Consider the following 12,529-nt stretch of genomic DNA (forward strand, 5'->3'; position numbering starts at 1 on the left):
CCACGAAAAACTTTTTGCCGCAGACCCTAACTAAGTCAGCAGATTAGGTATCGGCTGCCCCTTCATTTTCCGAAGATTGTCTTTGATCGCTGGAATAACCGCCTCTACCTCCTCTGGTGGTGGTACGATTAGAGGCAGCCCGGAATTGACGCGCGTAGGCACGGTTGCGTTCAGCTTTTTCTTTTTTCAAATTACGACGTTTAGCCACAAGAATCTCCTTGGGATATTAGATAGACAAGCGGGGAAACGAGCGATCGCTTCCCCTGTTGACAATGAAAAGAAGTTAGGTAATCATAGCCTAGAATGGTTACGATTGGGGATTAGTAGCGACGATCTCGATTGCGATTGCCACCACCGAAGGAAGATTTGGGTTCTCTTTCACGAGCTTGATTGACTTTTAATTCTCGCCCCATCCATTGAGCGCCGTCAAGAGCGGCAATAGCCTTCGTTTCTTCCTCTGGGGTTTCCATTTCCACGAAAGCGAACCCGCGTTTTTTTCCCGTTTCCCGATCCATGGGGAGGTGAACGCGCTTAATTTTACCGTATTCTTTAAAAACCTCAACTACGTCGTCTTGGTCAACCTCGAAGGGGAGATTACCAACATAAATTGACATAAAACCTATCCTTGCACAGATAAAAACAACAGATTTGTAGAGAACGAAGATTTCGGGAACTAGCTGAACCAATACTAAACAGAAACGCTTTGACCATTAATACTGACAACGAGCCGCAGTGCCGACTTTTATTCTCAACTTCCATCCTAGCACATAGCTATTAGCTTTGATCGATGCTGCCGCTCCCGCCACCGGAGCAGATAAACTAGACTAGAATGCTGCCCTATAAAATGCCCTAATTATGAGTTTATCCCCCCATCCGATCGAAACTGCCCTAAAAACCCTGGAAACTAAGGCCGAGGATTCGATTTCTGGGGTGCTTTCCCCACCTGTTGCCGAGAAACGGCAACAAGAGCCGGACTTCCTCCGGCAGTGCGTAGGATGCTCCCAAGAGGGTATCCTCGCCATACCCTCACATCTGGGTACAGTAATATATAGAACTCTATTCTTAAGGCCAGATGAGTGCTTCCTCCTTCGACTATAGAATGATCGATCCCATTTCTGGGCCGATCGATCCCAAAAAACAAGGGACGTTACGCCATTGGGGAAGTCATCCCTATTTTACCCGGCGCGCTTGGAATGTGGTACAGGAATATATTAAGCGTTTTAGTCAGGTGGGAGATGTGGTTTTAGATCCCTTTGGGGGATCGGGAGTGACTGCGGTAGAGGCTCTAGTTTTAAAGCGAAAGGCGATTTACTCGGATATTAACCCGATGGCTGGTTTTATCTGCCGCAATATCGCTGTTAGTCCCGTTAACATCGATGATTTTCGGTCTGCTTTCGATGACATCGCCAGAAATTGTCAGGAAAAGATTGAGGAAGTTTATCGAATGTCTCCAGAAGAAGCGGCGGATTTAGAGATTCCCTATTGGTATCCGCAAGGGGTTCGTTTACCGAAAAATGCGGACGCAGAATCTGTAGAAAATTTGTTTACCAAACGTCAATTATTTTCCCTTTCTCTAATTCTCAACCAGATTGAATTAATCACCGATCCGATCATTAAAGATTTAATGAGGTTTACTTTCTCGGCAACTCTCAATAAAACCAATTTAACCTTTAGTTCCACGAGAGGAAGAATAGAAAGCCGGGGAAATAGCGGAATTATGCACCGTTATCGCTATTGGATTCCTCCTCAAACTATCGATCTTAATGTCTGGGAACAATTCGAGCAGAAATTTAAGGGGACGGCAAAATTCAAGATCGAAACTAATACAGTAATCGGTGATTTTTATCAAGAAAATTTTTCAATTTTTGATTTCTCAGCGACGGACTTAACTGACATATCGTCGGAATCCGTCGATTATATCTATACCGATCCCCCCTACGGACAACATATTGCCTATTTAGATCTCTCGACTATGTGGAATGCTTGGCTAGGATTTGAAGTGAGCGATACCGCAAGAGAATTGGAAGCGATCGAAGGAGGAGATTTAAAGAAATCGAAAGAAACTTACATCAATTTGTTATCGAATTCCATTCGAGAAATGTTTCGAGTTTTGAAATTTGATCGCTGGATGAGTATTGTTTTTGCTCACAAAGATCCTGCCTATTGGGATGCGATCGTTAAATCTGCTCAAGAAGCTGGTTTTGAGTATGTAAATTCCTCTGTACAACATTCTACTACGCCCTCATTACACAAAAAGAAAAATCCTCTGACTGTCCTATCGGGAGAGTTAGTTTTAAACTTTAGAAAAGTGAATAATCCCAAAACAATCGCCATCAGTAAAGTCGGGATCGATATCCTGCAAATTATTAAAGAAGTGGCCGAGATGACAATCGTTAAAAGTTCGGGTGCTTCCACAGAAGATATTTATAATGCGCTCATTCCTAAATTATTGGAAAATGGCTTACTAACCCAAGTCAAGAAACAAATAGATGATATTACTCCTTTGTTAAAAGAGGAATTCAACTTTTCGGAATTAGATCATCTCTGGAGAATTCGTACAAATACGAAAATCGGTTGTTTTATTCCGCTAGAAGATCGAATAAGATTTTATCTCTTGGATTTTCTAACTGCCAAAAAACGACAGGGAAAAGTAGCAACTTTTGATGAAATTATTTTTGCGGTCATGCCTAACCTGATCAACGGGACAACACCAAGCGATCAATCGATTTTAAAGGTTTTAGAAAAGTTAGCTTATTCTCCCGATGGTCGGCACTGGCAACTAGGGCAAGAAGAAGGTCTTCAGCTAACTCTCGATTTAAATATAGAGCCAATTTCTTCCGTTTTAACTGGTTTAGATTTTCCCAAACAAGCAGATAAAATTCCTCACGATCAAATTATCTACGCTCTGGCAAAAATTGCTATTGCTGTCGGATTAAAGCCTTATATTGGCAAAAAAGAACAATCTACAGGTTATTGGAATGGAGAAGCTTTTAAAGATATTTCTCTAGAAAAATTACCGATCGATAAATTAGGAAAGTGGGACAGAGATAAAATACAACAGATCGATCTCATCTGGTTTAATAACTTAGGCGATGCAGTGTTCGCTTTTGAAGTAGAAACCAGTACACCGATCACCACAGGAATCGATCGCTTTATGGAATTACTAAAAATTTATCCAGAACTGGCAGGAAAACTTGTGTTAATTGTTCCACCGAAGCGAGTCAACAAACTGAAAAAAATTCTTAAAGATTCCCACTATATTGGACATCCTCTCTATATGGAGAATAAATTAGTCTATAGTTTTTCTAATCAAATTGCCGAAGTTTACCAGAAACTCTCCTCGTCAACTAAACTAGAATTATCTGCGGTTTTTGCCTCGATCGAGTTCATTTTAAAAAAACCAGAAATCTGATGCAATCAAGATAAGCTGGTTCCCATTGAAAGTTCTAAGTTCGACGAGGTACTCATGCAATAAGCTCCCATTTGATCAGAGGGGACAGGGAGCGATGAACTTGATACAGCAAACCATCTCAGGGAATCGTCACCCCGGAAAGCAAATCGCCCCTGCAACTGTCTCCCCAATTCCCCCTCTTGATAAACTAGACTAGAATGCTGCCCTATAAAATGCCCTAATTATGAGTTTATCCCCCCATCCGATCGAAACTGCCCTAAAAACCCTGGCAGGGAAAGCGGAAAATTCCATCGAAGAAACAACAACCCTAGAAGACTTAGAACAGCTAAGGGTGAATTATCTCGGTAAGAAAGGAGAATTATCGCAGATTTTACGCGAAATGGGCAAATTAAGCCCCGAAGAGAGACCGCGCCTCGGTGCGATCGCTAATGAGGTCAAAGAATTAGTACAATCGCTGCTGGAATCCCGGCGAGAAAGTCTCCAGAATGCCCAAATTAAGGCGAAATTAGCGGCAGAAACCCTCGATGTCACCCTACCTGCTCTTAGCCGTCCTTTAGGGCGAATTCACCCCTTAAATAGCACAGTTGATCGCATGATCGATATTTTCGTCGGTCTGGGTTACACTATCGCCACTGGGCCGCAGGTAGAAAGCGATTATTATAATTTTGAGGCTTTAAATATCCCTGCTGACCATCCGGCCCGGGATATGCAGGATACTTTTTTCTTGAGGGATGGTCGTTTATTGCGGACCCATACCTCCCCGGTGCAGATTCGCTACATGGAAAGTCACGAACCCCCGATTCGGATTGTGGCCCCGGGCCGGGTTTATCGTCGCGATACCGTGGATGCAACCCATTCCGCGGTTTTCCATCAAGTGGAATTATTAGCGGTGGACCGGGGATTAACCTTTACGGATTTGAAAGGAACAATTAAAGAATTTCTTAAGCAAATGTTTGGGGCCGATTTACCGGTTAAATTCCGCGCTTCCTACTTCCCTTTTACTGAACCCTCGGCCGAGGTAGATGTACAGTGGAAAGGCAAATGGTTGGAGGTGATGGGCTGTGGTATGGTGGATCCCAATGTCTTAAAAGCAGTCGGTTATGACCCCCAAATCTATACGGGTTTTGCTGCTGGTTTTGGCGTGGAAAGATTTGCTATGGTATTACATGAGATAGACGATATTCGCCGTTGTTATAATAGTGATATCCGCTTTCTCCGCCAATTTTAGGGGGATAAACCCGATGGTCATGAGTGAAGATTTAACCAAAAAAAGACTCCTATCTGTGGCTTGTCATGCTTCGATCTTTTTGAGTGCTACGCTGGTATCGGTGGGGATTCCCTTAGCTATTTATTTCATTTCTGATGATGGAACGGTGAAGGAAAACGCCAAAGAAGCTTTAAACTTTCACCTGAATATGTGGTTATACTACCTAATTGCTGGGATTCTAATTTGGGTTTTAATCGGTTATTTGCTTTTAGCGATTCTTGGTGTGGTGAACATTGTTCTCCCCATTCTTGCTATCCTGCAAGTCTGGAAAGATGCTTATAAGGTTTTCCGTTATCCTTTTATTTTCCGGGTTCTGTAATTAATTATCGGGGTTGAAACCTGTTCAACCCTTTTTTAGTCCTATTCCCACTAGAAAAATAGCCTCTGGAGTTTATGACTAAAATTGTCATCATCGGTGCGGGGATAGTGGGGGCTACCATTGCCTACGAATTAAGCGCCATCGAAGGATTAGAAATTACCCTCATCGATGAAAAAAAACCGGGACAAGGAGCAACCGGGGCAGCTTTAGGGATTTTAATGGGGATTATCAGCCATAAAACTAAAGGTAGAGCCTGGAAACTGCGGCAAGAAAGTTTAAAACGTTACGAAACCCTCCTTCCTGAGCTAGAATCCCTCACCGGACTGACTATTCCCTGTAACCGTGATGGCATTGTCCTCCTGCGATCGAGTGCCGAAGACGAAGAAAATTGGCGCAAGTTAGCCCAAATACGCCAAGAACAGGGATATTGTCTAGAAATCTGGGATAAAGAGACTTTAAACCAAAAATGTCCCCAAGTGGCCAGCGATCATCTCCAGGGTGCTATCTATTCTCCCAGGGATCATCAAATTAATCCGGCCCTGCTCACGGAGTCTCTCGTCACTGCTGCGGCAAGAAGGGGGGTTAAATGTCAATTTGGGGTAAAAGTTGAAAATTTTGGGAAGACAGAGCTTCATGGCTCTAATTTGAGGCAATGCACCCACGTTTATAGTTTTAATGGTATAGAGGAAAGCGACTTTTTGATTCTTTCTGCGGGAATCGGTTCCACTGCTTTAACTGAAACTCTTACCCATCCAGTGGAGATACGACCGGTTTTAGGGCAAGCTTTACAGATAAAATTGACGCAACCCTTAGAAAGTTCCGATTTTAAGCCGATTTTAACGGGAAATGACCTGCATATTCTGCCTTTGGCCGGAGCAGAATACTGGATTGGAGCAACGGTGGAATTTATGGACGAAAAGGGCGAAATTATCGCCGATACTGCCCTATTAGAACAAGTGTATCAACAGGCGATCACTTTTTGTCCCTCTTTGGCTGCGGGTGCGATCGTGCGTACTTGGTCCGGTAAGCGACCGCGACCGGAGAAAAAATCCGCTCCCATCATCGAATATTTGCCCGGATACGATAACGTTATTCTGGCCACGGGACACTACCGCAACGGGGTTTTATTGGCTCCTGCTACCGCTAAAATCGTCAGGGAAATGTTAAGTGATAAGTTAGGGTTGGCTGAAAAAGTTTGTTGATGGGGTTAGGAGTCGGTCGTCAGTATTCTCCGAGTCAGGGGATTATTTTTATTTATTCTCCCCTCTCCCCTCTCTACAATAATTACTCGCAGCCAGAAATACGTTGGGTTAGTATCATACTTTGTGCTTTTTGTCAAAAAAACTTTTTTTTTGCAATAAAACTACATAAAAAAAAGATCATCGTTGTGGGTGAAATTGACTGATTTACCCGTCTTGATTAGGATCACCTTCTAGGTGTGGCAAGGGTTTCAAGCATTGCTGCCTAAAAAAGCATAAAATAGCCCATTATGAAATTCTATCAAATCGCTGTAACCTTGATAACATCGTTGTTAAATAAAAATCTTTCTCAATTAATTCTTAAGAATTTATAAATATTGCGGAATGTTAATTTAAATATTCTCAAGGTTTTCCAGTCAATAAATAATTTTTGCTTATCTTTGTCGGAAAATAGAACTCTCGCAACAATCCAACATCTACCATTGGGTTAGGAGTCAGTTATCAGTTATCAGTTATCAGTTCACTGAGAAAACTCCCCACACCCTACACCCTAAACCCTACACCCCACACCCCACTTCCACAATTCCCCAATTCCCCACTCCCTGCTATCGGCAGCCGATGACCCTATCTGAACAAGAAAGACAACAACTCTGTGACACTGCTCGGGAAGTGGCGAAACTTTCCTATTCTCCCTATTCCCGTTTTCGGGTGGGGGCGGCGGTCTTGACAGATAAAAAGATTTATGCTGGTACTAATGTGGAGAACGCTAGTTATGGCTTGAGTTTATGCGCGGAAAGGGCAACTTTAGCGCAAATAATCGCAGCGGGCGATCGAGAAGTACGGGCGATCGCTATAGCCTGTATCGATGGGAAGAATGATATTAGTCAGTTAACTCCCTGCGGAGCCTGTCGTCAATGGATAGCCGAATTAGCGCCGCAAGCAGAGATTATTGTCTGTGGAACCCAGCAAAATTATTGTTTTAATCTCTCGGATTTACTGCCTTTTTCCTTTCGTTTTTAACTGTGGGTAAAGTATAGGGTTCAAGGTACTACAACAACGGCTAAGATAACTGGTATAAGAGCCATGATCTGACAAAACATTAGTATCTAGTAAATACTTGAGAGTCATAAATGAACATCTCTCCCCGTTGACTTGTCCCGTAAATTATCAAAAGTATCATCATCAAGACTTGCCAAATCTACCCTTTGCCTAAAATCTTGCAAGGCTGACCAAAAATCATTAACCTCTCTAATTTCTACTAATATCTCTTCATTATCGGGAAAATCAACTTCCTCTAATAACTCAATAATTTTGCCTTTTTTAATTCCTTTAACTAACATAATATCAACTCCTTCTAAATGATCTGTATCGTAGAATTCAACATAGAGAGAATCATCAAAAATAGTTTTTGCTTCCTCAATTGAGACTTCGTGCTTTGATAGATTGCGTTCTGCCTTATTTTTATCCCAGTCAAACTGCATAAAGCCATTATACTGCTACTCACTGAAACTGATGGCACATTTTTGATATGTTTTGTCTATTACTTGAACGGGATATATTCAACTGTATTGAACCATAGATCTGGTTCAGAAGCACAAGTAAATTTCCAGTGGAGCTAAAGCTGACGAATGTTACTAAAATCTCGCTAACTTGAAGATATGCTACTTGTCTTAGGCTGCTTTATCTCCAACAATTAAGGGGCTAATAACTACATTTTATCTCCCCCCGTGGCGACATTTTTAAATCTTTCTTGGGCAGCAGAAAAAGCCTCTTTCATCACCCTTTGAATCCTCTTAGGATCGGGTTTTTTACCCCCCATTAAATCGCCAAAATAGACACAAGCACCCTCTCCTAGGGCCCAGGTATAGGCAGCGGACCAAGAAGCGGCGATCACACTGCCAAAACCGGGGATAAATTTCACCAATTCCCGACCGATGGCCTGGGCCAAAAAGCCGCCAGCGATCGCACTGACGACTCCGCCGGCTTGGGATGGGGTTAAGACTTGACCGTATAATTTGCCTAAAACCCCCACCATTGACACTTGTAGGGCGGTTAAAACGGGCATAGTCGCTAAGGGTAAGGGAATCGCCGCCAAGGTCGCCGCTATGACGGAAAAGGCTAACATATAGCGTCGGGCCACGTCCCGATAGAGATTGCCTAGTTTATTGCTGGTTTCCCGATCTAAAAGTTGGTGGATGGTGTTAGCCTCAGCTTTTGGCAATAAATCGGCTAAATTGTCTCTAAATGCCTCTAAACCGTAAAAAACAGGGTTGTAACCGTCTTCCTCTAGGGTAAAATCTATTAGCACAGAATTGTCATATAAATCCTTAAAAATTTCTTTAATTTCTTGATAGGCGCGATTGATATCCTCGAAATCGGGAGGATAAGGGGGATGATCGGCGATATTAGGAGGATAAAGCTGATGAAGGCAGGTTACAGCCAGTAAACAGGGGATTTTAGGATATTTTTGCCGCAGTTGTTTGGTAATTTCCAGAAGGCTATCGGTGGCAAAATCATCAATTTTTACCGTCACGATAAAAACCTGGGCGCGTCCCGTATTTTCAGCTAAATCTGCCAATAATTCCGCGATTATCGTCTCTGTGTGTTGATAGGCATCTCCTAACCCCACCGTATCGGTAAAAATCAACAGGGGTAAATCTTCTGCGGGGTAGGTGTAGCGCTGGGTGTTTTGGGTGTGGGGACGGAAACCTTGCCCGACGATTTCCGCCGAAACTCCCGTTATTCCCCGAATAATCGAACTTTTTCCCGTTTGCGGTTTACCGATTAACAGCGCCTCGGTGGTGGGTAATTCTTGACGGACTTTTTCTAAAATTTCCGCTACTTGACTATCACTGACACTAAACCACTGGAGGACAGTATTAGTCAACTGGTCGATGGGGAGTCTTTTCATCACTTTCCCCGTGAGACTATTCCAAGTATTGACCAAAGAATCAATGGGCAGTTTATTAGTCATGGGGATTAGAAGGGTTTATGATAACTAAAATAGAGATTTTCAGCCATAGAATCAGACGATGACAAAAGCCGCAATTAGTCCGCAAGATTTATCATGGCCTTTCTGGCCAATTGTACCACTTTATCCCTACGGTCAAAGACGGACAATTCGCCAAGAAGTGGTGAAAGATACGCTCTGGACATTTGAGCAATTGCAGGGTATTTTTTATGTGGTTGTGCCGATTCGCATGACGGTAATTAAGTTAGCATCTGGGGGTTTATTTGTTTATGCACCTGTGGCCCCGACTCCTGAATGTATTCGCTTAATGCGTGAGTTGGAAAGTGAACACGGGGAAGTTAAGTATATTATTTTGCCGACGATTTCTGGGATTGAACATAAGGTTTTTGTGGGTCCTTTTGCTCGTTATTTTCCTAAGGCTATAGTTTATGTTGCTCCTAATCAATGGAGTTTTCCTCTTAATTTACCTTTGAGTTGGTTGGGTTTACCGGCAAAACGAACGGAAATTTTACCTGCTGACTCGACAACTACTCCTTTAGGAAAAGATTTTAGTTATGAAATTTTACCCGCAATTGATCTGAATGTGGGGTACTTCTCGGAAGTGGCTTTTTTTCATCACTACTCTCAAACTCTGCTGCTAACCGATGGCATTATTTCTATCCCAGAAAATCCTCCCGCTATTTTAGAATTAGACCCCTATCCGCTGCTGTTTCACGCTAAAAATACGGCTAAGGATCTGGTGGAGGATACCCCAGAAAATCGCCGTCGGGGTTGGCAAAGAATTTGTCTTTTTGCTCTTTATTTTCAACCTCCTGTTTTAGCTGTTCCCAATTGGATTAAGGTCTTTCTAGATGCTTTTACTGCTAAGGAAAAGAGTAAAAAAGCCTATTTTGGTTTATTCCCTTTTCAATGGGGGGATGATTGGCAAAAGACTTTTTTAAATTTGCGTCGCGAGGGTAGGTTAATAGTCGCGCCAATTTTGCAAACTTTGATTCTTAATCGCAATACTGACGAGGTTAGTCAATGGGTTGATAGAATTGCCCAATGGCCGATTAAACAGGTTATTCCTTGTCATTTTGCTAGTCCAATTCAAGCTGATAGGCAAGAGTTTCAGCAGGCTTTTTCTTTCTTGTCAAAAGATTCTTATTTACCTAAAGATGACTTGGAATGTTTAGAAAGTATTGATAGTTTTTTAGTGCGCTGGCGATTGACTCCTCCTCCTGATAAAAAATTGTAATTTATGGCTAAGAACTGCTATAATATATGCGGTTGTTAGTTGATTGCTAATCAAGGTCATGCAAATTCCCGAAAATCCCAGTAATGATGACATCAGAGCAGCGTTGATTCAATTGCGAGAAGAACTTGGTCAAAAAGTTGACCGCTTAGAATATAAATTTGATGCCTATCAAAAAGGTACAGACGGTATGGTGAGAATGGCTACTACTATCATCATTGCCACCGCTTCTGTGGTGGTTTTATCTAGTCTTAGTCCTGCGGTGACAGCAATTATCACCGCTTTATATTCTGCTAATGCTCATTAATTAATTTATCGCTAAATTCTGGTGCATTAGGCTACCTTTCTTGAATTTTTACCCGTTTGTTTAATTGATTCATAGTCAAGGAAATCACCAGATTAAAGAATAAATAGGTGGCCATAACTACTATTAACATCTCTACAGCTTTTCCTGTCTGATTAGCGATGGTACTAGAGATAGCATAAATATCATTATAACCGATAGCGATCGCTAAACTAGAGTTTTTAACCAGATTTAAACATTCATTAGTTAAAGGAGGAATAATCACCGGCAAAGCTTGGGGAAAAATCACTAATCTCATTACTAATAAAGGTTTTAATCCCAAGGCTTTAGCTGCTTCCCATTGTCCCCGATTAACCGATTGAATCCCTCCCCGTACCGTTTCCGCAATAAAGGCAGCTGTATAAACAGTTAAACCGATTAGGAGAGTAGCAAACTCGGAAGAAAGATGTAAACCGAAGTCAATATTTTGATTAAGAGGATTAACTTGGGGACTTTGCCATTGTAAACCCCAAATTAGGGGAATTATAACTAGGATTAGTAGGCTAGTTAGGCATAAACCAAGTTTATTTTTTATGGATAAAAATAATGAGAAAATTATTCCTAAAGCAATGATAAATAAGGTTAACCATGTCCTGAAACTATTAGCGGGGAAAGGTAAATAGACTCCTGAGTTATTTAAAAATATACTGCCAAAGAACTCTAAAGATTCCTCAATCTTCGGCAGTTTCAGAAACACAGCAAAATACCAAAAAAATAATTGTAATAATAGAGGAGTATTGCGAATAGTTTCCACATAAATTGTTGCTAACTGACGAATTAACCAATTATCCGACAAGCGACCTAACCCGATGACTATTCCCAGACTAATCGCCAAAAATATGCCACTAATCATAATGCGGAGAGAATTAACTAATCCCACCAAAAGAGCGCGAAAATAGGTATCGGTGGGACTGTAGGCAATAGGAGAGTCACCAATCGCAAAAGAGGCTGGTCGGTCAGGATCAAAGAGAAAGCCAAAGCCAAAACTTAAGCGTAGGCGTTGGAAATTAATCACTAAATTGCGACCAAAAAACCAGAAAATTAGGCAGACAATTAGCAGGATAATTACCTGTAGAAAAATCTTCTGAAATCGCTCATCGTACCAAAAAGAATTTTTTTGAGGTAAAGTCATAATGGGTGCATCTCAATTTTGGAGAAATATCTATATTACATTTGGGCGCACGCAGTTCGATAAACTCACTGACCACGATGCGCCCCTACCATTGGCGCGATAATATTATTGTAGGGGCGAATGGCATTCGCCCTCTTTTAATAACTTCTGCTGCTCACCTATATGTGAGAGAAAGTCACAAATATTAAGATGCACCCAGTAATATTTATTGTACAGTCCAGAATTTTTCACAAAAGAAATCGGTGACTTTTGGCCACCGATTAAGAAAATCAAAACATATTTAGATAACTCCGAGACGGGAGAGACCGAGGATGACACCGGCGCCGAGGACATGACCAAAACTGGTAGTACCCAGTAAAGCGCCTAATCCCATACCACCGAATAAAGCGGGGGAAGGTAAAGCAGGACCGACATTTTGTTGTTTAATAGTCGCTTTACCGAAAGCAATAGCGAGAATATTGCAGATAATCATGACAATCGCCACTTTGGGACTCCATTCGCTGGAACCTTGTACGGCGGTGGCGGCCATTAATAGGGTTGAGTACATTGAAATTCTCCTGAACAGGTCGTTTTAAGTTTTTAATCTTAAAGGTAGTTTTCACCCCACATCACGCCCTGTTGCAATACTTAATAATCAAAAGCAGAGGAGTCA

At 41.9% G+C, this 12,529-nt stretch carries 13 protein-coding genes and 1 pseudogene; 7 read left to right on the plus strand and 7 right to left on the minus strand.

Translation table 11 applies throughout. The features are described 5' to 3' along the window. Positions 1–43 precede the first annotated feature (43 nt). Together H6G40_RS03660 and H6G40_RS03665 are read right to left on the minus strand one after the other, a co-directional pair. Complete coding sequence (locus tag H6G40_RS03660; protein ID WP_002733784.1) at positions 44–208, minus strand: hypothetical protein; 165 nt, start codon at positions 206–208, stop codon at positions 44–46. A 112-nt stretch (positions 209–320) separates the two neighbouring features. Further along, positions 321–614: an RNA recognition motif domain-containing protein gene (locus H6G40_RS03665; protein WP_002731511.1), complete on the minus strand. Its 294-nt coding sequence runs from the start codon at positions 612–614 to the stop codon at positions 321–323. Positions 615–1,072: 458 nt separating this feature from the next. On the opposite strand from H6G40_RS03665, the gene H6G40_RS03670 reads away from it, so the two are divergent. The 5 genes from H6G40_RS03670 to cdd all read left to right on the plus strand — a co-directional run bounded on the left by H6G40_RS03670 (position 1,073) and on the right by cdd (position 7,217). Continuing rightward, entirely contained in the window at positions 1,073–3,412 is a 2,340-nt protein-coding gene (locus H6G40_RS03670; RefSeq protein ID WP_190537295.1) for a DNA methyltransferase, read from the plus strand. A gap of 223 nt (positions 3,413–3,635) precedes the next feature. Next, the gene (gene pheS / locus H6G40_RS03675) at positions 3,636–4,640 is read left to right on the plus strand and encodes a phenylalanine--tRNA ligase subunit alpha (protein ID WP_002793490.1); all 1,005 of its coding nucleotides are present in this window, start codon (positions 3,636–3,638) and stop codon (positions 4,638–4,640) included. Positions 4,641–4,653: 13 nt separating this feature from the next. Then, on the plus strand, positions 4,654–4,998 hold the full coding sequence (locus tag H6G40_RS03680; RefSeq protein WP_004160866.1) for a DUF4870 domain-containing protein: 345 nt from the start codon (positions 4,654–4,656) through the stop codon (positions 4,996–4,998). A 74-nt stretch (positions 4,999–5,072) separates the two neighbouring features. Then, complete coding sequence (locus tag H6G40_RS03685) at positions 5,073–6,200, plus strand: NAD(P)/FAD-dependent oxidoreductase (RefSeq protein ID WP_069473921.1); 1,128 nt, start codon at positions 5,073–5,075, stop codon at positions 6,198–6,200. 615 nt (positions 6,201–6,815) lie between these two features. Continuing rightward, positions 6,816–7,217 (plus strand): cytidine deaminase, encoded by a 402-nt coding sequence (cdd, locus tag H6G40_RS03690; RefSeq protein ID WP_069473923.1) that lies wholly within the window; start codon positions 6,816–6,818, stop codon positions 7,215–7,217. Positions 7,218–7,321: 104 nt separating this feature from the next. Here cdd and H6G40_RS23845 read toward each other — a convergent pair whose 3' ends face one another. The 3 genes and pseudogenes from H6G40_RS23845 to H6G40_RS03700 form a co-directional block, all read right to left on the minus strand. Further along, positions 7,322–7,537, minus strand: coding sequence for a hypothetical protein (locus H6G40_RS23845; protein WP_024970209.1), 216 nt, complete (start codon positions 7,535–7,537; stop codon positions 7,322–7,324). A 57-nt stretch (positions 7,538–7,594) separates the two neighbouring features. Further along, positions 7,595–7,678, minus strand: a pseudogene (locus H6G40_RS24100) (BrnT family toxin); the annotation flags it as partial. Between the two features lie 227 nt (positions 7,679–7,905). Continuing rightward, entirely contained in the window at positions 7,906–9,171 is a 1,266-nt protein-coding gene (locus H6G40_RS03700) for a YcjF family protein (protein WP_069473924.1), read from the minus strand. A gap of 58 nt (positions 9,172–9,229) precedes the next feature. Here H6G40_RS03700 and H6G40_RS03705 point away from each other — a divergent pair, with 58 nt between their 5' ends. Together H6G40_RS03705 and H6G40_RS03710 are read left to right on the plus strand one after the other, a co-directional pair. Then, positions 9,230–10,405, plus strand: coding sequence for a DUF4336 domain-containing protein (locus H6G40_RS03705; RefSeq protein ID WP_002732302.1), 1,176 nt, complete (start codon positions 9,230–9,232; stop codon positions 10,403–10,405). A 58-nt stretch (positions 10,406–10,463) separates the two neighbouring features. After that, the gene (locus H6G40_RS03710) at positions 10,464–10,709 is read left to right on the plus strand and encodes a ssr2422 family thylakoid membrane protein (RefSeq protein WP_002732005.1); all 246 of its coding nucleotides are present in this window, start codon (positions 10,464–10,466) and stop codon (positions 10,707–10,709) included. Between the two features lie 31 nt (positions 10,710–10,740). Here the strand turns inward: H6G40_RS03710 and H6G40_RS03715 are convergent, their stop codons facing one another. Beyond that, on the minus strand, positions 10,741–11,877 hold the full coding sequence (locus tag H6G40_RS03715) for an amino acid ABC transporter permease (protein ID WP_002731683.1): 1,137 nt from the start codon (positions 11,875–11,877) through the stop codon (positions 10,741–10,743). A gap of 280 nt (positions 11,878–12,157) precedes the next feature. Beyond that, positions 12,158–12,424 (minus strand): photosystem I reaction center subunit PsaK, encoded by a 267-nt coding sequence (psaK, locus tag H6G40_RS03720; protein WP_002734065.1) that lies wholly within the window; start codon positions 12,422–12,424, stop codon positions 12,158–12,160. Between the last annotated feature and the right edge of the window lie 105 nt (positions 12,425–12,529).

Source organism: Microcystis viridis FACHB-1342 (genome assembly GCF_014698335.1).
In the GTDB taxonomy this organism is placed as follows: Bacteria; Cyanobacteriota; Cyanobacteriia; order Cyanobacteriales; family Microcystaceae; genus Microcystis; species Microcystis ichthyoblabe_A.